Raw genomic sequence first — 21,979 nt, 5'->3', positions numbered from 1 at the left:
GGCGCTCAGATGCGGTGCATGCCCCAGCCGCCGTCGATCATGATGGTCTGGCCGGTGATGTACGTGGACTCGTCGCCGGCCAGGAAGGCGACCAGGGCGCCGATGTCGGTGCGGGTGTCGCCGATGCGGCCGAGCGGGACCTTGGCCAGGGCGGCGTTGAAGCCGTCCGGGTCGAAGCGCTCCCATAGTTGCGCGCCCTCCGAGTTGGCGAACGGGCAGATCACGTTGACCCGGACCTGCGCGGCGCCCCACTCGGTCGCGGCGACCTTCGAGAAGCCGCGGATCGCCTCCTTCGCCGCGGCGTAGGTCGCCCAGCCGGCCTGGCCCTCGGTGCCGGCGCTGGAGCCGAGGTTGATCACCGAGCCGGCGCCGGAGGCGGCCAGGTGCGGGAAGGCGGCCCGCATGAGGCGGAAGGTGGCCCGGGGGCCGGTGTCGAAGACCAGGTCGTAGTCGGCGTCGGTGTGCTCGGTGAACGGGCCGGCGGGTCGGGTGGCGATGGCGTTGTTCACCAGCACGTCCAGGCGGCCGAAGCGCTCGACGGCGGTGGCGGCGATGCGGTCGGGCTCGGCCGGCCCGCGGATGTCGGACAGCAGCGGCTCCGCGCGGCGGCCGTCGGCCGACAGGGCGGCGGCGGTCGCGGCCAGGGTGTCCGGGTTGTGGTCGACGAGCAGCACCGCCGCGCCGCGCTCGGTGAGGGCCTGGGCGATGCCGCGGCCGATGCCCTGGGCCGCGCCGGTCACGATGCAGGCCTTGCCCTCCAGGGCGGAGGGGCTCGCATAGGAGTTGGTCATTCCCCGACGGTACGGCCCGGACCCGCGATCCCGCTGACCGCCGGCTCCCCGGGCCGGGCGCCGGCCGGCTCCTCGGTGGCGGGCTCGCCGGGGGCGGGGGCGGCGCCGGACCGGTCGCGGAACACCCACCAGCGCGACAGCGAGTAGGTGAACAGGGCCACGACCGCCGCCGCGGTGACCCGGGAGACCCGCACGTCGAGGCCGAGCGCGTAGAGCCCGGAGGACACCCCGACCGTGATCAGGTAGTCGCCGACCGCCACCAGCGCGTAGCGGAGCACCTGGCCGCCGACCGGGGCGTGTGAGCGGAAGTTGACCGTGCGGTTGAGCACGAAATTGAGGCCGAAGGCGGTGAGGTAGGCGATCGACACCGCGACCGGCAGCGGCAGCCGGGTGGTGTGCCGCAGCACCATCAGCGTGCAGAGGTCGACCGAGAAGGTGAACGCGCCCAGCATGGCGAAGCCGACCAGGTCACGGGGCAGATACCGGCGCAGTCGCATGGGCAGCCGGTCCACCCACCCGGTGAGCAGATCGCCCGCCCGCTCGGCCCACCGGCCGCGTCCCCGCTCCCCCGAAGCGCTCATGCCACGATCCTGCCCTATCCGCCTTACGTCCCGGCAATCGCCCCGACGCCCACGGGTAAAGCCGGATAGGCTTGCCGGGTGTCCGTGAGCGAAGCGTTCGAGCAGGCGCAGCACGAGGTCAAGCAGTTGCCGCAGCGGCCCGGCAACGAGGTCCTCCTGGAGTTGTATGCCCTGTTCAAGCAGGGCACTCAGGGCGACGCGAGCGGCCGGCGGCCCGGCGTGTTCGACCTCGTCGGGCGGGCCAAGTTCGACGCGTGGAAGGCCCTCGAGGGCACCGACCGGCAGGACGCCCAACAGCGCTATGTCGACCTGGTCGGGCGGCTGCAAACCGGGTCCTGACGGAAATCGGACTCGGTGTCCACCGGTTTGAGGGTTGCCGGGCGCCGGCCTGCGCGGCGTCGCGAAAAGTCTCACCGGACGGTTCAACGATACGTTGGAGGCCATGACTCTCCGCGTACGACTGCATGACGGCGCCGCCATCGCCGTGGAGGTGCGAGGCGAAGGCCCGACGGTGCTGCTGCCGGTGAACCCGGTGCCGGTCGAGGGGCCGCAGGCCGACGAGCTGCGCCGCTGGGGCGCCGACCCGGCGCTGGGCCGCACCCTGATCGACGGGCTGGCCGGCGCGTTCCGGGTGGTGGCGTTCGACTACGAGGGTCACGTGCTGGCGGCGCCGAAGCCCGGCACGCTGACCCCGGACAACCTGGCCGCCGACCTGCTCGCCGTGGCTGGCGCGGCCGGCGCGGACCGGTTCGCCTACTACGGCTACTCCTGGCTCGCCGTCGCCGGCCTGCAGCTGGCCGTGCGCACCGACCGGCTCACCGCGCTGGCCATGGGCGGCTTCCCGGCGCTCGGCGGGCCGTACCGGGAAATGCTCAAGGTCACCGCCGCGGCCCACGCGGCGGCGGTCGCCGGCCCGCGGCCCCGGCCGCCCGCGGAGCCCGGTCCGCCGGCCGATCCCGCGGCCGAGCCGGACTGGTCGGGCGTCGAGCCGACGCTGTCGGAGGCCCAGACCCGGCAGTTCGTGACGCTGTACGAGGCGCTGCGGGGCTTCGACGAGCGCGCGGCCCTGTCCCGGCTCACCGTCCCGCGGCTGTGCTTCGCCGGCTCGGCGGACGAGATCGACTACGACGAGCGCTGGGGCGGCGTCCGGGTGAGTATCGGCCCCGCGCTGGCCGCCCGGCGGCCGGAGCTGGAGGCGCTCGGCTGGCAGGTGCACGTGCTGGACGGCCTGGACCACATGCGCGCCATGCAGGCGGCGGTGGTCCTGCCGATCCTGCGCCCCTGGCTGGCCGCGGCGCCGGCCTGAGGCGGAAGCGGTAGGCGTCAAGGCCGCGGCGGCGCGGCGGGCGGGGCCGCGAGCCCGTCCCGCAGCGCGGCCGTGAGGTCGGCGACCGCGGCGAGCTGCTGGGGCGTGAGGGCGTCGACGAACAGCTCGCGGACGGCGCGCAGGTGCGGGACGGTGGCGCCGTGGAAGGCCGCCGCGCCGTCCGGGGTGAGCACCACCTCGGCGCCCCGGCTGTCGGTCGGGCAGTCCTCGCGGCGGATCAGCCCGCGCCGCTCCATACGGGCCAGGTGGTGCGACAGCCGGCTGCGCTCCCAGCCGGCGGCGGTGGCCAGGTCGGAGGAGCGCAGCCGGTGCTCCGCCGCCTCACTCAGCGCCAGCAGCACCACATAATCACCGCTCGACAGCCCGGCGTCGGTCTGCAGCCGGGCCGCGATGCGCCCGCGCAGCGCCTCGGCCGTCTCGATGAAGTCCCGCCAGACGGCCAGTTCCTCGCGCGTGGGCAGCCGCCGGCCGGGCCGGCCGCCCGAAGTGTCCCGCACCACAGCCCCACCCCTCTGATTGACGCGTCAATCATATCGGCGCATGATTGACGCGTCAATTACAGCGTGTCAGCGCCCGGAAGGGGGCCAGCCATGGTGGACGTCACGTTCGGCCTCGACACCTTCGGTGACGTGCCGGAGGACGGCGACGGCGCGCCCATGTCGCACGCGGCCGCGATCCGCCAGGTCGTCGACGAGGCCGTGCTCGCCGACGAGCTCGGCGTCGACGTGATCGCGCTCGGCGAGCACCACCGACCGGAGTATGCGATCTCGACCCCGGAGACCGTGCTCGCCGCCATCGCCGCGCGCACCTCGCGGATCCGGCTCGCCTCCGGGGTGACCGTGCTCAGCTCCGACGACCCGGTCCGGGTGTTCCAGCGCTTCGCCACCGTCGACGCCATCTCCAACGGGCGGGCGGAGGTGATCCTCGGCCGCGGCTCGTTCACCGAGTCGTTCCCGCTGTTCGGCTACGACCTGCGCGACTACGACGTGCTGTTCGAGGAGAAGATCGAGCTGTTCGCCCGGCTCCTGGAAGAGCGGCCGGTCACCTGGAGCGGCACCACCCGCGCGCCGCTGGTGGACGCCGACGTGTTCCCCAAGACCGAGTCGGGGCACCTGAGCACCTGGGTCGGCGTCGGCGGCTCGCCGCAGTCGGTGGTCCGCGCCGCCCGCTACGGGCTGCCGCTCATGCTGGCCATCATCGGCGGGGCGCCGGACCGCTTCGCGCCGTATCTGGAGCTCTACCGGCGGGCGGCGGAGCAGTTCGGCACGCCGGATCACCCGGTCGGCATGCACTCGCCCGGCTTCGTCGCCGACACCGACGCCGAGGCGAAGGAGCTGTTCTACCCGCGGTACAAGGTGATCCGCGACCGCATCGGCAAGCTGCGCGGCTGGCCGGCGCTGCGCCGCGAGGAGTTCGACGCCGAGGTCGCGCACGGCTCGATGTACATCGGCTCACCCGAGACGGTGGCCCGCAAGATGGCCGGGGCGATCCGCCGGCTGGGCGTCGGCCGGTTCGACATGATCTACTCGGCCGGCTCGATGCCGGTGCGCGAGCGCACCCGCGCGGTCGAGCTCTACGGCAGCAAGGTCCTGCCCATGGTCCGCGACCTGCTCGCGGCATGAGCGAGCGGAGCGATCAGAGCACGGTGCGCACGATCGGCATCCTCGGCGCCGGCAAGGTCGGCACGGTGCTGGCCCGGCTGGCCCTCGCCGCCGGCTACCGGGTGCTCGTCGCCGGCTCCGGCCCGGCGGAGCGGATCTCGCTCATCGCCGAGATCGTCACCCCGGGCGCGGTCGCGGTGACCGCGGCCGAGGCGGCGGCCGGCGCCGACGTGGTCATCCTGGCCCTGCCGCTGGGCAAGTACCGGACCATCCCGGCCGAGCGGTTGCACGGCAAGCTGGTGATCGACGCCATGAACTACTGGTGGGAGGTCGACGGGGAGCGCCCCGACCTCACCGACCCGGCCACCACCTCCAGCGAGACCGTCCAGGCGTTCCTGCCGCGGTCGCGGGTGGTGAAGGCCTTCAACCACATGGGCTACCACGACCTGGAGGAGCAGGCCCGCCCGCCGGGCGCGGCGGGCCGCCGCGCCCTGGCCCTGGCCGGCGACGACCCGGCCGGCCGCGCCGCGGTGGCCGCCCTGGTCGACGCGCTCGGCTTCGACCCGGTCGACGCCGGCCCGCTCGCCGAGGGCCGCCGCTTCGGCCCGGGCACGGAGCTCTTCGGCGCCAGCGCCACCGCCGAGGAGGTCCGTGCCGCGCTCGCCCGCTTCCCGAGCGTGGTGTGATGGGGCGATGGAGTTCGAGGTGGTGCGGACCGTCGACTACCACACCGGGGGTGAGCCGTTCCGGATCGTGCCGGAGCCGCCGGTGGAGATCCGCGGGGCGAGCGTCGCCGAGCGGCGGGTGTTCGCCATGCGCGACCCGGCGGTGGACGGGCTGCGGCGGGTGCTGTGCTACGAGCCGCGCGGGCACGCCGACATGTACGGCGGATTCCTCGTGCCGCCCGACGACGGCGGGGCCCGGCTCGGGGTGCTGTTCTGGCACAAGGACGGCTTCTCCACCGCGTGCGGTCACGGCACCATCGCGCTCGGCGCGTGGGCGGTGCGCTCCGGGCTGGTCGCGGCGCCCGCCGACGGCGTCGCCGACGTGGTGATCGACGTGCCGTCCGGGCGGGTCACGGCCCGGGTGCACACGGCGGGCGGGAAGGTGAGCTCGGTCGACTTCGTCAGCGTGCCGTCGTACCTCATCGCCGCCGAGGTCGAGGTGGCCACGAAGCGCGGGACGGTCACCGCCGCCGTGAGCTACGGCGGGGCGATCTACGCGCAGGTGGACGCGGCGGCGGTGGGGCTCGCGGTGACGCCGGAGCACCACCAGGAGCTCATCGCGCTCGGGCGCGAGGTGAAGTGGGCGCTCGACGCGCACCCGGTGGCCCGCCACCCCGACGACGACCGGCTCAGCGGCGTCTACGGCACGATCCTCTACGAGGACCTCGGCACCACCGCCGGCGGGGCGCTGCACCAGCGCAACGTCACCATCTTCGCCGACGGGGAGCTGGACCGCTCGCCGTGCGGATCGGGCACGGCGGCCCGGGTGGCGACGCTGACCGCGAGCGGCGCGCTCGCCCCCGGCCACACGCTCGTGCACGACTCGATCGTCGGCTCCCGCTTCACCGCGACGGCGAGCCTCGACGCGGGTGGCCGCGTCCTGCCGGTCATCACCGGGATGGCCTACCCGACCGGCGAGCACGTCTTCACGGTGGACCCCGGCGACCCGCTGACCCCGGGATTCGTGCTGCGATGATGCCCTACTTCGACGCCGCGGCGATCGCCCGGCTGGTCCCGCCCGCGGTGGCGGTGGCCGCGATCGAGGAGGCGCTGCGCGGCGGCCTCGACCCTTCGGCCGGGGTGGCCCGCGCCTCGGTGCCGCTGCCCGCCGGCGAGCTGCTGCTGATGCCTGCCGCGTCGGCCGGCCACGCCGGGGTCAAGCTGGCCACGATCGCGCCCGGCAACGCCGCCCTCGGCCTGCCCCGGATCAACGCCGTCTACGTGCTGTTCGACGGCCCCACGCTGCGGCCGGTCGCGCTGCTCGACGGTGCGGCGCTGACCACGCTGCGCACCCCGGCGGTGTCGGTGGCGGCGGTCCGCCCGGCGCTGGGCGCGGGCCCGCTGCGGCTGGTGGTGTTCGGCGCCGGCCCGCAGGGCGCCGGGCACATCGCGACGCTCGCCGCGGTGGCCGAGCTGGCCGCGGTGGACGTGGTGGTCCGCTCGCCGGGCGCCGTGGACCGGGAGGCCATGGCCGCCGTGGTGGGCCGCACGCCGGCCCGGCTGCTGCGCGCGGGCTCCGCCGCGGTCGCCGAGGCACTGCGCGCCGCGGACGTGGTGGTGTGCGCGACGACCGCCCGCACGCCGTTGTTCGATTCGGGGGTACTGCCGGACCGGGCGGTCGTCGTGGCGGTCGGCTCGCACGAGCCCGACGCCCGCGAGGTCGACGCGGCGCTGTGCCGGCGGGCCACCGTGGTCGTCGAGGACGCCGCCACGGCCCTGCGCGAGTGCGGCGACGTGGTGCTGGCGGCCGCCGAGGGCGCCCTGACCGCCGACCGGCTGGTGCCGATCGGCGCCGCCGCCGGGGCCCTGGGCGAGCGGGACGGCCCGGTGCTGTTCAAGGGCTCCGGCATGGCCTGGCAGGACCTCGTCGTGGCCGAGGCGGTGCTGGCCCGGGCCGCCGCCTGAGCGGCTACTCGCGCCAGCCGGAGAGCTCGATGCCCTTGCCGGTCTCCACCCGGTACCCCATCCGGATCTGCTGGGACTGGCTCTCCGGCAACGTCAGCCGCCAGGTCAGCACGCCCAGCTCGGTCCGCTCGGCCGGGGCCGGCTCCAGCACCGTCTCGCGGACCGTGATCCCCTCGTGGCGGCTGACCGGGAGCTGGTCGAGCACGGTGATGCGGACCGGGCGGCCGGTGTAGTTGCCGACCGTGGTGCGGTATTCCACCTCGCGGCGGCGGCTGGAGCCCAGCGTCGCCTTCGTCGCGGTGCGGCGGACCAGCTCGCGCTCGACCCGGACCCGGTCGTCGAGGCCGAGCGCCAGCTCCAGCTCCTCGCCGGGCGCCCAGGTGGACAGCGTCGTGCGGCTGACGAAGTCGGCCTCGTGGAACACCGCCGCCTGCCCCGGGGGCAGCGTGTGCGGGGAGGTGTTGGTGACCACGGCCCGCACGTGCACGTCGGTGGAGCGGCCCGGGGCGGTGACGTGGTCGAGCCGGGCGGCGAGGTCGAACACGGCGATCGTGGCCCGGGAGGTGGTGCCGTCCGCGGGCACCGCGACCGCGCGGGCCGGGCGGTAGGTGGCCGCGACCGGGCCCTCCTCGACCCGGGCCTGGGCCAGCTCGACCGCCGGCGGCGCGGCCTCGTCGAAGGCGGCGGCCCGGGCCATCGGCTGGGGCGCCATCGCCGGCGCGGGGGGCAGCGCCATGCCGGGCGCGCCGTAGCCCAGCGAGCGCGGCGGCGGCGCGGGCACGAACACCTCGAGGTACCACGGCTGCAACTCGGGAATCGCCGCCACGCCGCTGGTGCGGGCCGTCGACAGCGCCAGCTCGCACTCCGGCCAATCCTCGCCGGTGCGCTGCTCGACCAGCCCGAACCAGGTCAGTTGCAGCGACTCGCCGGTCAGCCGGACGTCGTAGGTCGAGCGCCAGCCGGCGTTGGGCACCTGGTACGACACGTCGAGCTCGACCTCGCCGGGCGCGGACACGGCCAGCGCGATCACGGCGTAGCGGGCGTCGGGCTCGCGCTTGCCGGACAGGTCGTGCAGCTGCCGGTCCAGCGCGGCGATCCGGTCGGCCACCTCGGTGCGGCGCCGCTCCAGCTCGCGGATGCCGGCCAGCACCGAGGTCAGCTCGCCGCCCATCGTGGTGGTGAACGCCGACACCGCGTCCACGGCCGTCTCCCCCGCGGCCAGGGCCCGGGCGTAGGCGCCGCTGGCCCGCTCACCCAGCGTGGTGAGGAACGCCTGGCGCTGCCGCAGGACCGTCTCGGCGTCGTCGATCCCGGCCGCCTCCGCGGCGAGCCGGAGCCGCTCCTGGCGCACCGCGCCCACCGCGGCGTCGGACGGCTCGGCGTGGCGGCGCAGGACGACGTCGACGCCGAGGACGGTGGCCGGGCCGCGCCCGCTGACCCGGATCGAGTCGGTGTCCAGGCCCAGCGGCAGCGGCCCGACCTCGACGACCTGGTCGCCGGGCTCGAGCGTGGTCCGGCCGCGCCGGGTGACCCGCGCCTGCGCCGGGTAGACGGTGACCGCGACGATCGAGTTCTCCACGGTGGGCACGGTAGCCCATCCCGTCACGCCCGGCCGCCCAACGGTGCCGGACTCGCCCGGCGGCGGGTCACACCTGCGGCGCCACCGCCCGGCGCTCGGCCACGAGCGCGGCGGCCCCGGCCGCGGTGCCGGCGGCGTACAGGTCGTCGTCGGTGACCGGGATGCCGTAGTCGCGCTTGAGCTGCGCGGCCAGCTCCAGCAGCACCAGCGAGTCGAGGCCGAGGTCGAGGAACTTCGTGTCCGCCGTGACCTCCTCCTCGGCATCGCTCCGCTCGGCCACGAACGCGGCGATCTTGTCGGTGAGTTGCTGGTCCGTCATGGTTGCCCTCCTTTGCCGGTGATGTGGTGGTTCAGCGCTCGGTCAGGGCCGGCCAGACCAGCGCGGCCGAGGCCCAGCTGAGCCCGCCGCCGAACGCCGTGAGCAGGACCCGGTCGCCGCCGCGCAGCCGCCCGTCGGCGCCGGCCTCGGACAGCAGCAGCGGGATCGACGCGGCCGAGGTGTTGCCGACCCGGTCGAGGTTGGTCAGCATCCGGTCCCGGCCGACGTCGAGCAGGTCGGCCACGGTGTGCAGGATCCGGACGTTGGCCTGGTGGGCGACGCACTTGTCGACGTCGGCTCCGGTCCAGCCCACGCGGCGCAGCAGCCGCTCGGACGAGGCGGCCATGCGCTCCACCGCCTGGGTGAACAGGTCCCGGCCCTGCATGGTGAGGTACTCGTTGGCCAGCTCCGCCAGGTGCGGGGCGGAGCGCTGCCGGGAGCCGCCGCCCGGGACCACCGCCAGGGCCCGGCGGTCGCCGTCGCTGCCCGCGTCGAAGCCCAGCAGGGCGCCGCGCTCGCCCGCCGTCCCGGCCCGCAGCACGACCGCCCCGGCGCCGTCGCCGAAGATGATCGCGGTCGAGCGGTCGGCCGGGTCGAGCCGGGTGGACCACAGGTCCGCGCCGATCACGAGCACCCGGTCGGCGACGCCGATCGCGATCGCACCGGCGGCGGCGGTCAGCGCGTAGACGAACCCGGCGCAGGCGGCCGACACGTCGTAGGCCGCGACCTGGCCCAGGCCCAGCATCGCGGCCACCTCCGGCGCGGTGGCCGGCATCGGCTGGTTGCCGGTGCTCGTGGCCAGGATCACCAGGTCGGCGTCGCTCACCCCGGCCGACTTGAGCGCCCGCTGCCCCGCCTCGGCGGCCAGGTCGCCGGTGGTGGTCCCGGCGTCGGCCCAGCGCCGCTCGCGGATCCCGGTGCGGGTGCGGATCCACCCGTCGTCGGTGCCGAGCCCGGGCGCCAGCTCGGCGTTGGTCACCCGGCGCGGCGGCACGTAGCCGCCGACGCCGGCCAGCACTGCGGTACGGCTCATCGTTCCCTCCAGTCGATGCCGCCGGGCAGCCGGTGCGCGACCGCGCAGCCGATGCTCATGTGGTCGAAGGCGGCCTCGATGCGCGCCGCCCGCCAGCGGGTGCCGTCGCCGGCGGCCAGCAGCTCGGCGTCGTCCAGGCGGGCCTCGATCGGGCCCGGCCCGGACACCGGCCGGCCCGGCTCGGCGATGTCCAGCGTCGTGCGGCGCATCCACAGCGTGTTGCTGTCGGCGCGGCGCACCCCGTCCAGCTCGTACAGCAGGATCTGGCCCAGCTGGATCGCGGCCACGAAGACGTCCACGATGGACACCGCGCGGTGCGCGTAGCTCTCCAGTCCGGTCAGCGCCAGCCCGTCCGGCGTCGACCAGGTCGCCGCCAGCCGGGCCCGCGCCCGGTGGCCGGACGCGTCCAGCTCGATCCGGTCGACGGACTGGCCCTTCGCCCGGTGCGCGGCCGCGAACGGCCGCAGCGCCGCCGGGCCCAGCGCCGCGTCCGCGTCGGCGAACGCGGCCGAGCCGGGCGTGACCGGCTGCGCCGGGTGCAGCACCTCGGCCCGGGCCCGCAGCGTGCCCACCTCGCAGTCGACCGTGCTGATCGCCAGCCCGTCGCGGTGCGGCCCGTCCGCCGGCGCGCCGATGCGGGCCCGGACGCCGAACGCGGCCAGCTCCTGCTCGACCGGGGTGGTGCCGGCCTGCAGCCGCACCCGGCGCAGCCGCAGCCCGGCCCGCTGCTCGGGGGTCAGGCCCAGCGCCCGGGTGAGGTACACCTCGGCCACCTCCCCGGCCACCAGCAGCACGTCGATGCTGCTCAGGTGCGGCGGCTGGTCGGCCGAGCCCTTCCGCGACCAGTCCGGCGGATACGACACCGAGGCCGACGCCTCGACCGTGCCGGTGCCGTCGGCCCCGACGTGCACCCCGATCGCGGCGAGCCGCTGCCGGGCCCGTTTGTAGCCCTCCCCGAAGAATCGATGGGCGCCATTGCCCAGGTAGTCGTCGACGGCATCGCCCCGCGGCCCGCCGTCCCGCAGCGTCAACTGCTCCATCTCGCGCTCTCCATTCCCGTGCCCGCCCGTGACGCCCCGGCCCGTTGCAGCCGGCCGGCGCCCGGCCGACCGGCACCGGCACCGGCCGGCGCCACGCAGCCCTCCAGCGCGACGGCGCCGGAGCGGACCACCTCGCGCACGCCGAACTCGTCCAGCAGGGCCAGCAGCGAGGCCAGTTCGGCCGCGGTACCGACCGCCTGCACCACGACCGCGTCCGCGCCCACCTGCTCGGTGCTGGCGTGGAAGAGCCGCAGGATCTCCGCGACGCGCGCCTGCGCCGCCGCCCCGGCCACCGCGACCTTGACCAGGACCAGCTCCCGGCGCACCGCCAGGTCGGGGTCGAGCGGCACCGCCTCCCGGACGTCGACCAGCTTGTCGAGCTGGGCGGCGATCTGCGCCACCGGCTGGCGGGCGCTGTCCACGACGACCGTCACGCGGGCCAGCTCGGGCCGCTCGCTCGGGCCGACGGCGAGCGAGTCCACGGCGAAGCCGCGCCGGGACAGCAGGGCCGCGATCCGGGTCAGCGACCAGGGCCGGTTCTCCACGAGGATCGACAGGGTTCGGGTTTGCATGGGTGGCTACTCCTCGTCGCCGAAATCCGGGCGTACGTCGCGGGCGGCCATGATGTCGTCGTTCGAGGTGCCGGCCGGCACCATCGGCCACACCATGGCGTCCTGGTCGACCACGAAGTCGACGACGACCGGGGCGTCGTCGAGGGCGAGGGCCTTCTCGATGGTCGCGTCGAGCTCCCCCGGGTACTCGCAGCGCAGGCCGTGGCAGCCCATCGCCTCGGCCAGCCGGGCGATGTCCGGCACCCGGTCGCCGCCGCCGTGCAGCGTGGTGTGCGAGTACCGCCGTCCGTAGAACAGGTCCTGCCACTGCCGGACCATGCCCAGCGTGCCGTTGTCGATGACCGCGACCTTGATCGGGATCCCGTTCACCGCGCAGGTGACCAGCTCCTGGCAGGTCATCTGGAAGCAGCCGTCGCCGTCGATCGCCCACACGGCGGCCTCCGGCCGGCCCGCCTTCGCGCCCATGGCGGCCGGGATCGCGTAGCCCATGGTGCCGGCACCGCCGGAGTTGAGCCAGGTGTACGGCCGGTCGTGGGTGAGGAACTGGGCGGCCCACATCTGGTGCTGGCCGACGCCGCTGGTGAACACGGTCCCCGGGCCGGCCAGCTCGCCGAGGCGGCGGATGACCTGCTGCGGCGCGAGCCCGTCGCCGGTGGCGGCGAAGCCGGCCGGGTAGCGGGCCCGCCAGCGGCCGATCCGCTGCCACCACTGCCGGTAGTCGCCGCGCCGGCCGGCCGCCCATTCCGCCCGTACCACCGGAACCAGACGGGCCAGCACGTCCCGCGCGTCGCCGACGACGGCCAGGTGCGCCGGCACGTTCTTGGAGATCTCCGCCGGGTCGACGTCGATGTGCACGATCCGGGCGTGCGGGGCGAAGGAGTCGGTCCGCCCGGTGACCCGGTCGTCGAACCGCGCCCCGATCGCCACGATCAGGTCGGCCCGCTGCAGGGCGGCGACCGCCGGCACCGATCCGTGCATGCCCGGCATCCCGAGGTGCTGCGGGTGGCTGTCGGGGAAGGCGCCCAGCGCCATCAGCGTCGTGGTCACCGGCGCGCCGGTGAGCTCGGCCAGCTCGCGCAGCTCGGCCGTGGCCCGGGCCTTGAGCACCCCACCGCCGACGTAGAGCACGGGCCGGCGGGCGGCGCCCAGCAGGCGGGCCGCGATCCGCACGGCGGCCGGTTCGGGCGGCGGCACCGGGCGGTACCCGGCCGGGGCCGGCTGCCGCGGCCAGTGGTACTCCGTGTGCCCCTGCAGGGCGTCCTTGGTGATGTCCACCAGCACCGGCCCGGGCCGGCCGGTCGAGGCGATGTGGAACGCCGCGGCGATCGCCGGCACGATCTGCCCGGCCTCGGTCACCTGCAGGTTGTGCTTGGTGATCGGCAGCGTCATGCCGATGATGTCGACCTCCTGGAAGGCGTCGGTGCCCAGCGCGCCGGAGGGCACCTGCCCGGTGATCGCCACCACCGGCACGGAGTCCAGGTGGGCGTCGGCGATGGGGGTGACGAGGTTCGTCGCGCCGGGGCCGGAGGTGGCCAGGCACACGCCGACCCGGCCGGTGGCCTGCGCGTAGCCGGTGGCCGCGTGACCGGCGCCCTGCTCGTGCCGGACCAGCACGTGCCGGATCGCGGTGGAGTGGTAGAGCGGGTCGTACGCGGGCAGGATGGCGCCGCCGGGAATGCCGAACACGGTGTCGGCTCCGGCCTGTTCCAGGGCGCCGACCAGCGCCTGCGCGCCGGTCATCGGTGGCACCGGGGGTTGGGTCATCGGTCCTCCAAGGCAGTCACGGCTCAGGTCCACACCAGCAGGCGGTCCGGCCGCTCGAGCGCCGCGGCGACCATGGCCAGCACCCGCGCGCCGAGCTCGCCGTCCACGAGGCGGTGGTCGAAGGCGAGGGTCAGGGTGCTCACCTGCCGGCTGCGCAGCTTGCCCTTGTGCACCCAGGGCCGCGGCCGGACGGCGCCGAACGCGAGGATGGCCGACTCGCCGGGGTTGAGGATCGGGCTGCCGCTGTCCATGCCGAGCGCCCCGATGTTGGTGATGGTGCAGGTGCCGCCGGACATCTCGGCGGGTGCGGTGCGCCCGGCCCGGGCCCGCTCGGTCAGCTCCGTCAGCGCGCCGGCCAGCTGGGGCAGGGTGAGCGCCGGCGCGTCCTTGATGTTGGGCACCAGCAGGCCCTTCGGCGCCGCGACGGCGATGCCGAGGTTGACCTGCCGCCGCTCGACGGTCTCCTCGCGCCCGGCGTCCCACGCCGCGTTGATGCCGGGGTACCGGGCGATCGCCGCCAGCAGCGCCCGCGCGACCAGCAGCAGCGGGGTGACCCGCCGGCCGGCGAAGTCCGGGTCGGCGGCCAGCCGCCGCACGAGCTTCATCGTGCGGGTCACGTCCACGGTGACCGACTCGCTGGCGTGCGGGACGCTCGCCGCGCTCGTCATCGCCCGGGCCATCGCCCTTCGCACCCCGTTCGCCGGCGCCGGTGGCGGAGACGGGGACGGGGGCTGGGGCGCGAACGCCTCCACGTCGGCGCGGGTGATCGTGCCGCCGGGGCCGGTCGGGGTGACCCGGGCCAGGTCGACGCCGAGGTCCCGGGCCAGCCGCCGCACCGGCGGCTTGGCCGGCAGCGGCCCGTCCCGCCCGGGCGTGACCTCGGGCGCGCCGCGGGCCGCCCTCCGTGCCGCCCACCGGCTCGTGGCCGGGGCCGTCGCGCCGTAGCCGACCAGGAGCGCGCCCTGCTTGGTTTCATCCGCGACGGACACGACCACGATCGGGGCGCCGACCTCGACGGTGGCGCCCTCGGCGAAGCGGATCTCGTGCACCACGCCGTCGAACGGGATCGGCAGCTCGACGGTGGCCTTGGCGGTCTCCACCTCGCACACCGGCGTGCCGTCGGTCACGGGTGAGCCCACGCCGACGTACCAGCGCACGATCTCCGCCGTCGGCAGCCCCTCGCCGAGATCCGGCAGGTGGAACTCGCGCAGTTCGGGCATCGTCTCTTCCTCGAATCAGTACGCCGAAAGGTCAGTACGCCTAAAGGTCAGTACGTCAGGGCGCGCTCGACGGCGTCGAGCACCCGGTCGGCGTCGGGCAGGTAGCCGTGCTCCAGCCGGGCCGGCGGATACGGCGTGTGGAAGCCGCCGACCCGCAGCACCGGCGCCTCCAGGACGTGGAAGCAGCGCTCGGTGATCCGGGCGGCGATCTCCGCGCCGGCACCGAAGAACACCGGCGCCTCGTGCACCACGACCAGGCGGCCGGTCCGGCCGACCGACCCGGCCACGGCGTCGAAGTCCAGCGGCGACACCGAGCGCAGGTCGAGCACCTCCAGCTCGATGCCGGCGGCCGCGGCGACCTCGGCCGCCTCCAGGCAGGTCCGCACGGTCGGGCCGTAGGCCGCCACGGTGACGTCGCGCCCGGCGCGCGCCACCCGGGCCGCGTGCGGCCCGATCGCCGGCTCGGCGTCGGCGACCGGGCCCTGGTCGTAGTACCGCCGCTTGGGTTCGAAGAAGATCACCGGGTCGTCGCCGCGGATCGCCTGGCGCAGCATCCAGTAGGCGTCGCCGGCCGTCGCCGGCGTGACCACCCGCAGCCCGGCCACGTGCGCGAAGAGCGCCTCCGGGGACTCGCCGTGGTGCTCCACCGCGCCGATGCCGCCGCCGTAGGGGATCCGGACCACGACCGGCAGCGCGACCGTACCCGCCGAGCGCTGGCGCAGCTTGGCCAGCTGCGTGACGATCTGGTCGTACCCCGGGAAGACGAACCCGTCGAACTGGATCTCGACCACCGGCCGGAAGCCGCGCAGGGCGAGACCGATCGCGGTGCCCACGATCGCCGACTCGGCCAGCGGCGTGTCCAGGACCCGGTCCTCGCCGAAGTCCTTCTGCAGGCCGTCGGTCACCCGGAACACCCCGCCCAGCCGGCCGATGTCCTCGCCGAGCAGGATCACCTTCGGGTCGTCGCGCAGCGCGCCGCGCAGCGCCTCGTTCAGCGCCCGCCCCAGCGTCATCGTGCGCTCGCTCATGCCTCGCCCCCACCGGTGCCGGCGAACGACGAGCGGTACCCGGCGAACCAGGCGCGCTCCTCGGCCAGCAGCGGGTGGTCCCCGGCGTACACGTCGGCGAACATCCGCTCCGGCGGCGGGTCGGGCATGGCGCGCACGGCCGCGCGGATGTCCAGCGCGGACCGCTCCGCCTCGGCGTCCGTCGCCGCGAAGTAGCCCTCGTCGGCGAGCCCATTGCGCTCCAGATAAGTGCGCAGCCGGGCGATCGGGTCGCGCCGCTGCCACCGCTGCTCCTCGGCCGCGCTCCGGTAGCGGCTCGGGTCGTCGGACGTGGTGTGGGCGCCCATCCGGTAGGTGTACGCCTCGATCAGCATCGGCCCGAGCCCGCGCCGGGCCCGCCCGAGCGCCGCCTCGGTGACGGCCAGGCAGGCCAGCACGTCGTTGCCGTCGACCCGCACGCCCGGCAGCCCGAACCCGGCCGCGCGGCGGTGGATCGGCGCGCGGGTCTGCCGCTCGACCGGCGCGGAGATGGCCCACTGGTTGTTCTGGCAGAAGAAGACCACCGGGGCCTGATACACCGCGGCGAAGTTCAGCGCCTCGTTCACGTCGCCCTGGCTGGTGGCGCCGTCGCCGAAGTAGACGATCACCGCCGACTCGGCGCCATCGGCGGCCATGCCCATGGCGTAGCCGGTGGCGTGCAGCACCTGGGCGCCGATCACCAGCGTGTAGAGGTGGAAGCCGTGCCGGGCCGGGTCCCAGCCGCCGTGGTGGGCGCCGCGGTACATGGTGAAGACGTCCAGCGGCGGCAGGCCCCGGCACAGCGCGACGGCGTGGTCGCGGTAGCTGGGGAAGACATGGTCGCCCTCGCGCACCGCGCGCGCCGAGCCGACCTGCGCCGCCTCCTGCCCGAGCAGCGACGGCCAGAGCGCCAGCTCGCCCTGGCGCTGCAGGCGGACGCCCTCGGCGTCGACGCGGCGGGCCACGACCATGTCGCGGTACAGGCCGCGCAGCCGGTCGGCGGACACCTCCAGCGGGTAGTCGGGATGGTCGGACCGCTCGCCCTCGGGGGTGAGCAGCCGCACGGCCTCGTCGTCGGCAAGCGCGCTCATCGGTCAGTACCGCAGTGCCCAGGCGAGCCGGCGGCGCAGCGACTTGGACCGCTGCGCGTCGTGGTAGCGGGCGTCGGCCTTGAGCACGTCGATCGCGTCGGTCACCCGGCGCTGTGCCTCGGCGATCGCCTCGTCCAGCGGCACGACCACCGGCAGCTGGAAGATGTCGATGATCTTCTCCAGCCGCTCCGGGATGGTGCCGCCGACGATGTGGTACGGCAGGCCGACCTCCTCCAGCGCCTCCAGCAGCAGCTGGTCGGAGAGCCGGCGGAACTTCTCCGACACCGGCCGGTGCCCGTCCGGCGCCATGTCGAACTCGACCGGCAGGTGCACGTAGGCGTCGTAGACCCGCCGGGCCCGGGCCTTCGTGACCACGCCGAGGGTGTCGGTGTAGCGCTGGTAGAAGCGCTTGACCGGCAGCCCGGCGAGGCTCTTCACGGCGCCGATCCACCACGCGGCGCCCGGGTTGATGCCGACCCGCATGCGGGCCTCGAAGTACACCCACTCGTGCACGCAGCCGCCGTCGGAGATGAACGAGTCGACGCCGACGCCCTCGTTGTGCACCCGCTCCTCGAACCGGCGCATGGCCAGCAGGATGAGCTCCATCGCGTTGAGCTCCATCACCGTCTTGCCCGGCACCATCTCCATGAGGATCTCCCGCGAGGTCATCGCGTGGGTCCGGGGAATGCCGGTGGCGATGGAAAGGGCCTCGGTCGTCGTACTCTTTCCCGTCGAGTACGTGCCGGAAATGGCGAGACGAATCTTGTCCGACACCGGCTCTCCTTTTCGTTTTCCCAATCGTTTGCGGACGCCGACAGCGTGGCACGGCCCCCGGCGCTCCGGAAAGCCGTTCACGGCATCAATCCCGCTCTTTCGGACAACGGCTCAGGCAGCGCGACGCTGCAGATCCCGAGCGAATTCCAGCCATGCCTCGCCGCATTCCTGGGCGGCGAGCGAAACGATGTTCGTGCAGTGCGCGGGCAGGTTTTCGAGCAGGTCGTCGCGGCTGCGGGCGAGCGCCGAGTACGAGGTCAGCAGGCGCAGCATGAGCCGGCCCCGCTCGGTCAGCCGCAGCGACGGGTCGTTCATCAGCGTCTCCAGCGCCCCGGTCCCGCCCCGGGCGCCCGCGGCCGGCCGGGGCGGGGCGGGCGGGCCGGCGCCCGGCGGCGCCTCCCGGCGGGTCCGTTTCGGCTCCACCGGGTTCTCCCCGCGGCTGAGCCGGTCCCGCACGTCGGCCACGGTGCGCGGCGAGATGCCGGCCTCGCGGGCGATCCGGCGCATGGAGGCGTCCGGATTCTCGGCGATCAGCTCGACCGCGCGCTGCCGGCCGTGGGCCGCGCTCACCGGCCGGCTCCGGCCGTCGTGGCCGAGCCGGGTGTGGACCTGCGGCAGCTCCGCCGCCATGGCCCGCCGCAGCCCGCCGACCGTGTTGGCCGACAGCCCGGCGACCCGCGCGATCGACCGGTCCGACCACTGCGGATGCGAGGCGAGGATGCGCCCGGCCGCGGCCGTGCGGTCCTTGCGCGACAACGGATAGCCGTGCGCCGTGTTCAGCTCGACACCGATGACGAACGCGTCGCGCTCGCAGCCCTCGAAGTAGCGCACCGCGATCGTCGCCTCGCCGCGCAGCATCGCCGCCCGCAGCCGGTGCATCCCGTCGATGACCCGCATCGTGCCCCGGTGCACGACGATCGGCGCGTGCGCGGTGTCGATCTCGGCCAGTACCCGGATGTGCTCGTCCACCTCGCCCCCGCTGCGCGGCGAGTCCCCGGGGCGCAGCGCCCCGATCTCGACCAGCTCCACCGGCGAGAGCTCCGGCGGCTGGCCCTCTCTCAACGAGCGGGTCGACGGCTCCGCCTCCCCAGCGGCCGCCGCGCCCGCGACCTCCCCCCGCACTCGCGATCCCTCCGTTCCGTTCGTCGTGCCTGCCGGGGTAGCCGAGCCGCGCCGCTCAGCTCCTGGCCGGGCCGTGCGGATCAGGCGACCGCCAGCACCGGTGCGCCGGGCAGGCCCGCCCGCAGTCCTGGGTCGTCGCCGACGATCACCGGGTGCCCGACCTCGGCCAGCATCGGCATGTCGGAGAGGTGGTCGCCGTAGCCGTAGCAGTTGGCCGCCGACACCGCCGGGTACGCCCGCAGCAGCGCCCGCACCCGCTCACCCTTGGCCGGGCCGATGACCGGTTCGCCGATGATTTCCCCGGTGTACCGGCCGTTGCGCGCGACGAGCCGCGTGCACTCGGCGTGCGCCGCGCCGACGTGTTCGGCGATCGGATCCACGATCGGCGCGAACGCGCCGGAGACCAGCACCAGGCCGGCCCCGGCCGCGCGGTGGGCGTGCAGCGCGGCGAGCACGTCCGCGTGGAAGAACCGCGGATCCCGCACGGCCGCGGCGAACCAGCGCCGGCCGGCGAGCGCCACGTGCCGCACCGGCGCGCCCGCCCAGATCCGGTAGTACGTGCGGTTGGTGTCGGCCCGCGGCACGCCGGCGGCCGCCTGCGTCAGCAGTTCGGCCCGGACCTGCGCGGAGCGCTCCAGCCCGGCCGGGCCGTGCCGCTCGGCCAGGTAGAAGTCGAGGAACTCGAACATGCTCTTGGCTCGGATGAGCGTCTCGTCGACGTCGCTGAACACCAGCCGGGAGGGCGTCGCACCGCTCACCCGGCCACCGCCGGCGTGACCTGCTCCTGCGGCTCCTTCGCCGCCGGCTCCGCTACCTCCGGCTCCTTTACCGCCGGCTCTTTTGCCGCCAGCTCTTTTGTCACCGGCGCTCTTGTCACCGGCTCTGCCGGCTCTGCCGGCACGGGCGGCGTGGTCCGGGGGCGCCGGCGGCTGAAGCGGCGCATCATCGGCTCCTCCACCCCGATGAACAGCAGCCAGCCCACCAGGAGCGTCGCGGCGAACAGGGTCAGCCACAGGCCGAACGCGACCGGGGTGGAGTAGGTCCGGTCCCCGCCGAGCCACAGCCGCCCTTGGAAGAGCACCACGCCCTGGCAGAGGTAGAAGGCGAAGGAGACCTTGCCCAGCCACACCATGGGCCGGCTGCGCAGCCACCGCGCCCCGCCGGCCAGGTCGGCCGCGGCGGCGGTGGGGATGAGCACCGCGACCGGCACGATCATGGCCAGGATGAAGTCGAACGGCGACGGCACGTAGAGCGTCGCCACGTATCCGGCGGCGGCGAGCAGGCCCGCCTGCCAGAGCCGGATGCGCGGCCAGCGGCCGGCGATGAGGATGCGGGCCAGGATCATGCCGAGGACGAACTCGAACAGCCGCGGCGCCGGGAAGATGTAGCCGAACCACTGCTGCGGCACGGCCATCGGCAGCAGCGCCGAGCGGGGGTGGTCCGGGACGGCGAAGTTGTTGATCAGCGCGATCCCGGCCATGCCGGCGATCATCGCGGCCGCCCAGTACCACAGCCGGTGCTCGGCGATGCGCCGCACCGGCCCGATCAGGAACGGGAACGACAGGTAGAACAGCAGCTCGCAGCACAGCGACCAGGCCGGCGAGTTGACGCTGATGAAGGTCTTCGGGTCATCGAACCAGGCGTGGATGAGCAGCAGGTTCGCCAGCGGCCGCCAGAACCCGGCGACCGCGGGCACGAGCAGCATGGTGACGATCCACAGCGCCACGTGGTTGGGGAAGATCTTGACCAGGCGGCGCCGGATGAACGCGCGCCGGTCCAGGACCGGCCGCGCCGACCAGCACAGCACGAAGCCGCTGAGCACGAAGAAGAACGAGACCCCGATGAACCCGGCCTTGCCGACCAGGTGCGCCACCGGCACCGCGATGCCGCGGTCGGCGAAGAAGCTCATCGGTACCGACGGCTTGAGCGGGTCGGCCAGCATCAGCGAGTGCAGCAGGAAGACGCCCAGCGCCCCGAAGATCCGCAGGCCGGTGAGGGCGGGCAGGTCCGGCCGGCGGCCGGTCACCGCGACCGGGCCGCCGGCGGTGGCTTGCAGTGCAGACATGTTCGGTTCCCCCTTGGAGTCGGGCCGCACGGCCCGGTGACGTCAGGCCAGCGACTCGAGCGCGGCCGGGTCGAACGGGCGCAGCTCGTCCGTCCGCCCGTCGCGGATCTTGGCCGCCCAGGCCGGGTCGGACAGCACCGCCCGGCCGACCGCGAGCAGGTCGAACTCGCCCCGGCCGATCGCGGACACCGCGCGGTCGAGCGTGGCCGGCTCGGTGGCCTTGCCCTCGAAGGCGTCCTGGAAGTCGCTGTCGGCGAGGCCCGCCGAGCCGACGGCGATCACCGGCTTGCCGGTGATCCGCCTGGTCCAGGCGGCGAGGCTGAGCGGCGAACCGGCGAACGCCGGCAGCCAGAACCGCCGGGTGGAGCAGTGGTACGCGTCGACGCCGGCCTCGGTCAGCGGGCCCAGCAGCTCGGCCAGCTCGTCCGGGCTCTGCGCGACGCGGGCCTGGTAGTCGGTGACCTTCCACTGCGAGAACCGCAGGATGATCGGGTACGCCGGGCCGACGGCCTGCCGGATCGCGGCCACGGCCTCGGCGCCGAAGCGGGCCCGGGCCCGCGCGGCGCCGCCGTAGCCGTCCGTACGCCGGTTGGTGGCCGCCCAGAGGAACTGGTCGATCAGGAAGCCGTGCGCGGCGTGCAGCTCGATGCCGTCGAAGCCCAGCCGCTGGGCGTCGGCGGCCGCTCGGGCGAACGCGTCGACGGCGGTGGCGATCTCGGCGCCGGTCATCGGCGCCGCGAACGCCTCGCCGGCCAGGTCCAGCCCGGACGGGCCGACCGGCAGGGCGGGCGCCGCGGGCAGGAACCCGGGCTCCCGGTAGATGCCGACGTGCCACAGCTGCGGCACGATCCGCCCGCCCGCCGCGTGCACCGCCCGCACCACGTCGGCCCAGCCGGCCAGCGCGTCGTCGCCGTGAAAGCGCGGTACCCCTTCCGGAGCGACGTTGACCGGGTCGCCGACGAGCGTTCCCTCGGTGATGACCAGGCCCACCCCGTTCGCCGCGCGGCGGGCGTAATAGCGGGCCACCGTCTCGTCCGGCACGCCGCCGGGCGAGGCATACCGGGTCATCGGGGCCATCGCGATGCGGTTGGCCAGCGTCAGTCCGTTGACGGCGACCGGCTCGAACAGCGCCGCCACGCCGGGCGGCGGTGCGGCCCGGCGCGTGATCGGCTCGACAACTGCCACGAAATCCTCCCATCCTGCCTCGGCCGCCCGAATCGCCGGTGGCGCCGGCCGACCTATCGACGCAGGACAGAATCGCATCCATTTCACATTCGCGGAAGGCGATGAATTTTACGCATGGCGAAATCGGATCCACGGTCCGTGATCCCCGTAGAATCTTATGAAACATTCGCGACTCATAATCTTCTTCAGGATGTAAGAACATGCGCTGCGGTAAATCCGCAGCGCACGGTTAACCGCGCATTCCTCACAGTTGCCCGGCG

The 21,979-nt window shown here is 74.7% G+C and carries 23 protein-coding genes; 6 read left to right on the top strand and 17 right to left on the bottom strand.

Annotated elements, in window-relative coordinates:
• Positions 1-5: 5 nt before the first annotated feature.
• Positions 6-791, bottom strand: a complete 786-nt coding sequence (locus tag ACQPXD_RS17615; protein ID WP_432839704.1) for an SDR family NAD(P)-dependent oxidoreductase — start codon at positions 789-791, stop codon at positions 6-8.
• Positions 788-1,372: a GtrA family protein gene (locus ACQPXD_RS17610; protein WP_432839702.1), complete on the bottom strand. Its 585-nt coding sequence runs from the start codon at positions 1,370-1,372 to the stop codon at positions 788-790. The genes ACQPXD_RS17615 and ACQPXD_RS17610 overlap by 4 nt, the downstream gene beginning before the upstream one ends.
• Positions 1,373-1,450: 78 nt before the next feature.
• On the opposite strand from ACQPXD_RS17610, the gene ACQPXD_RS17605 reads away from it, so the two are divergent.
• Together ACQPXD_RS17605 and ACQPXD_RS17600 are read left to right on the top strand one after the other, a co-directional pair.
• Positions 1,451-1,711, top strand: coding sequence for an acyl-CoA-binding protein (locus ACQPXD_RS17605; protein ID WP_432839700.1), 261 nt, complete (start codon positions 1,451-1,453; stop codon positions 1,709-1,711).
• 103 nt (positions 1,712-1,814) lie between these two features.
• Positions 1,815-2,678 (top strand): alpha/beta fold hydrolase, encoded by an 864-nt coding sequence (locus tag ACQPXD_RS17600; RefSeq protein ID WP_432839698.1) that lies wholly within the window; start codon positions 1,815-1,817, stop codon positions 2,676-2,678.
• A 17-nt stretch (positions 2,679-2,695) separates the two neighbouring features.
• On the opposite strand, the gene ACQPXD_RS17595 is transcribed toward ACQPXD_RS17600, so the two are convergent.
• Positions 2,696-3,199 (bottom strand): MarR family winged helix-turn-helix transcriptional regulator, encoded by a 504-nt coding sequence (locus ACQPXD_RS17595; RefSeq protein ID WP_432839696.1) that lies wholly within the window; start codon positions 3,197-3,199, stop codon positions 2,696-2,698.
• A 90-nt stretch (positions 3,200-3,289) separates the two neighbouring features.
• On the opposite strand from ACQPXD_RS17595, the gene ACQPXD_RS17590 reads away from it, so the two are divergent.
• Genes ACQPXD_RS17590 through ACQPXD_RS17575 form a run of 4 tightly spaced genes read left to right on the top strand, consistent with a single transcriptional unit; the run spans position 3,290 to position 6,930 of the window.
• Positions 3,290-4,321, top strand: coding sequence for an LLM class flavin-dependent oxidoreductase (locus tag ACQPXD_RS17590; RefSeq protein WP_432839694.1), 1,032 nt, complete (start codon positions 3,290-3,292; stop codon positions 4,319-4,321).
• On the top strand, positions 4,318-4,986 hold the full coding sequence (locus tag ACQPXD_RS17585) for an NADPH-dependent F420 reductase (protein WP_432839692.1): 669 nt from the start codon (positions 4,318-4,320) through the stop codon (positions 4,984-4,986). Before ACQPXD_RS17590 ends, ACQPXD_RS17585 begins: the two co-directional genes overlap by 4 nt.
• 7 nt (positions 4,987-4,993) lie before the next feature.
• Positions 4,994-6,001 carry a proline racemase family protein gene (locus ACQPXD_RS17580; protein WP_432839690.1) on the top strand — a complete coding sequence of 336 codons (1,008 nt, stop codon included), beginning with the start codon at positions 4,994-4,996 and terminating at the stop codon, positions 5,999-6,001.
• Entirely contained in the window at positions 5,998-6,930 is a 933-nt protein-coding gene (locus ACQPXD_RS17575; RefSeq protein WP_432839688.1) for an ornithine cyclodeaminase family protein, read from the top strand. The genes ACQPXD_RS17580 and ACQPXD_RS17575 overlap by 4 nt, the downstream gene beginning before the upstream one ends.
• Positions 6,931-6,934: 4 nt before the next feature.
• Here the strand turns inward: ACQPXD_RS17575 and ACQPXD_RS17570 are convergent, their stop codons facing one another.
• The 14 genes from ACQPXD_RS17570 to ACQPXD_RS17505 all read right to left on the bottom strand — a co-directional run bounded on the left by ACQPXD_RS17570 (position 6,935) and on the right by ACQPXD_RS17505 (position 21,719).
• On the bottom strand, positions 6,935-8,509 hold the full coding sequence (locus ACQPXD_RS17570; RefSeq protein ID WP_432839686.1) for a DUF4139 domain-containing protein: 1,575 nt from the start codon (positions 8,507-8,509) through the stop codon (positions 6,935-6,937).
• 67 nt (positions 8,510-8,576) lie between these two features.
• Positions 8,577-8,828, bottom strand: coding sequence for an acyl carrier protein (locus tag ACQPXD_RS17565; RefSeq protein ID WP_432839684.1), 252 nt, complete (start codon positions 8,826-8,828; stop codon positions 8,577-8,579).
• A gap of 31 nt (positions 8,829-8,859) precedes the next feature.
• Positions 8,860-9,861: a beta-ketoacyl-ACP synthase III gene (locus ACQPXD_RS17560; RefSeq protein ID WP_432839682.1), complete on the bottom strand. Its 1,002-nt coding sequence runs from the start codon at positions 9,859-9,861 to the stop codon at positions 8,860-8,862.
• The gene (locus tag ACQPXD_RS17555; protein ID WP_432839680.1) at positions 9,858-10,901 is read right to left on the bottom strand and encodes an AvrD family protein; all 1,044 of its coding nucleotides are present in this window, start codon (positions 10,899-10,901) and stop codon (positions 9,858-9,860) included. Before ACQPXD_RS17555 ends, ACQPXD_RS17560 begins: the two co-directional genes overlap by 4 nt.
• Positions 10,889-11,473, bottom strand: a complete 585-nt coding sequence (gene ilvN, locus ACQPXD_RS17550) for an acetolactate synthase small subunit (RefSeq protein ID WP_432839678.1) — start codon at positions 11,471-11,473, stop codon at positions 10,889-10,891. The genes ACQPXD_RS17555 and ilvN overlap by 13 nt, the downstream gene beginning before the upstream one ends.
• A gap of 6 nt (positions 11,474-11,479) precedes the next feature.
• Positions 11,480-13,237, bottom strand: a complete 1,758-nt coding sequence (locus tag ACQPXD_RS17545) for an acetolactate synthase large subunit (RefSeq protein WP_432839676.1) — start codon at positions 13,235-13,237, stop codon at positions 11,480-11,482.
• A 23-nt stretch (positions 13,238-13,260) separates the two neighbouring features.
• Positions 13,261-14,457, bottom strand: coding sequence for a dihydrolipoamide acetyltransferase family protein (locus ACQPXD_RS17540; protein ID WP_432839674.1), 1,197 nt, complete (start codon positions 14,455-14,457; stop codon positions 13,261-13,263).
• 47 nt (positions 14,458-14,504) lie between these two features.
• Complete coding sequence (locus tag ACQPXD_RS17535) at positions 14,505-15,485, bottom strand: alpha-ketoacid dehydrogenase subunit beta (RefSeq protein ID WP_432839672.1); 981 nt, start codon at positions 15,483-15,485, stop codon at positions 14,505-14,507.
• Positions 15,482-16,573, bottom strand: a complete 1,092-nt coding sequence (gene pdhA, locus ACQPXD_RS17530) for a pyruvate dehydrogenase (acetyl-transferring) E1 component subunit alpha (protein ID WP_432839670.1) — start codon at positions 16,571-16,573, stop codon at positions 15,482-15,484. Before pdhA ends, ACQPXD_RS17535 begins: the two co-directional genes overlap by 4 nt.
• 3 nt (positions 16,574-16,576) lie before the next feature.
• On the bottom strand, positions 16,577-17,347 hold the full coding sequence (locus ACQPXD_RS17525) for an ATP/GTP-binding protein (protein ID WP_432839669.1): 771 nt from the start codon (positions 17,345-17,347) through the stop codon (positions 16,577-16,579).
• A 111-nt stretch (positions 17,348-17,458) separates the two neighbouring features.
• Positions 17,459-18,469, bottom strand: coding sequence for a ParB/RepB/Spo0J family partition protein (locus tag ACQPXD_RS17520; RefSeq protein WP_432839668.1), 1,011 nt, complete (start codon positions 18,467-18,469; stop codon positions 17,459-17,461).
• 80 nt (positions 18,470-18,549) lie between these two features.
• Positions 18,550-19,227, bottom strand: a complete 678-nt coding sequence (locus ACQPXD_RS17515) for an HAD family hydrolase (protein ID WP_432839667.1) — start codon at positions 19,225-19,227, stop codon at positions 18,550-18,552.
• Positions 19,224-20,534, bottom strand: coding sequence for an acyltransferase family protein (locus ACQPXD_RS17510; RefSeq protein ID WP_432839665.1), 1,311 nt, complete (start codon positions 20,532-20,534; stop codon positions 19,224-19,226). The genes ACQPXD_RS17515 and ACQPXD_RS17510 overlap by 4 nt, the downstream gene beginning before the upstream one ends.
• A gap of 42 nt (positions 20,535-20,576) precedes the next feature.
• Positions 20,577-21,719 (bottom strand): 12-oxophytodienoate reductase, encoded by a 1,143-nt coding sequence (locus tag ACQPXD_RS17505; protein ID WP_432839663.1) that lies wholly within the window; start codon positions 21,717-21,719, stop codon positions 20,577-20,579.
• Positions 21,720-21,979 lie beyond the last annotated feature (260 nt).

Origin of the sequence: Dactylosporangium sp. CA-092794 (genome assembly GCF_050948465.1) — a bacterium.
GTDB lineage: Bacteria > Actinomycetota > Actinomycetes > Mycobacteriales > Micromonosporaceae > Dactylosporangium.
This window is presented reverse-complemented; position numbering and strand designations above follow the sequence as displayed.

Bases quoted from the DNA above. Each gene is read 5' to 3' on its own strand.
- ACQPXD_RS17535 (WP_432839672.1), bottom strand. From the start codon at position 15,485: ATGAGCGAGCGCACGATGACGCTGGGGCGGGCGCTGAACGAGGCGCTG.
- ACQPXD_RS17575 (WP_432839688.1), top strand. From the start codon at position 5,998: ATGATGCCCTACTTCGACGCCGCGGCGATCGCCCGGCTGGTCCCGCCC.
- ACQPXD_RS17590 (WP_432839694.1), top strand. From the start codon at position 3,290: ATGGTGGACGTCACGTTCGGCCTCGACACCTTCGGTGACGTGCCGGAG.
- ACQPXD_RS17510 (WP_432839665.1), bottom strand. From the start codon at position 20,534: ATGTCTGCACTGCAAGCCACCGCCGGCGGCCCGGTCGCGGTGACCGGC.
- ilvN (WP_432839678.1), bottom strand. From the start codon at position 11,473: ATGCAAACCCGAACCCTGTCGATCCTCGTGGAGAACCGGCCCTGGTCG.
- ACQPXD_RS17555 (WP_432839680.1), bottom strand. From the start codon at position 10,901: ATGGAGCAGTTGACGCTGCGGGACGGCGGGCCGCGGGGCGATGCCGTC.
- ACQPXD_RS17560 (WP_432839682.1), bottom strand. From the start codon at position 9,861: ATGAGCCGTACCGCAGTGCTGGCCGGCGTCGGCGGCTACGTGCCGCCG.
- ACQPXD_RS17540 (WP_432839674.1), bottom strand. From the start codon at position 14,457: ATGCCCGAACTGCGCGAGTTCCACCTGCCGGATCTCGGCGAGGGGCTG.
- ACQPXD_RS17585 (WP_432839692.1), top strand. From the start codon at position 4,318: ATGAGCGAGCGGAGCGATCAGAGCACGGTGCGCACGATCGGCATCCTC.
- ACQPXD_RS17580 (WP_432839690.1), top strand. From the start codon at position 4,994: ATGGAGTTCGAGGTGGTGCGGACCGTCGACTACCACACCGGGGGTGAG.
- ACQPXD_RS17600 (WP_432839698.1), top strand. From the start codon at position 1,815: ATGACTCTCCGCGTACGACTGCATGACGGCGCCGCCATCGCCGTGGAG.
- ACQPXD_RS17615 (WP_432839704.1), bottom strand. From the start codon at position 791: ATGACCAACTCCTATGCGAGCCCCTCCGCCCTGGAGGGCAAGGCCTGC.
- ACQPXD_RS17565 (WP_432839684.1), bottom strand. From the start codon at position 8,828: ATGACGGACCAGCAACTCACCGACAAGATCGCCGCGTTCGTGGCCGAG.
- ACQPXD_RS17610 (WP_432839702.1), bottom strand. From the start codon at position 1,372: ATGAGCGCTTCGGGGGAGCGGGGACGCGGCCGGTGGGCCGAGCGGGCG.
- ACQPXD_RS17545 (WP_432839676.1), bottom strand. From the start codon at position 13,237: ATGACCCAACCCCCGGTGCCACCGATGACCGGCGCGCAGGCGCTGGTC.
- pdhA (WP_432839670.1), bottom strand. From the start codon at position 16,573: ATGAGCGCGCTTGCCGACGACGAGGCCGTGCGGCTGCTCACCCCCGAG.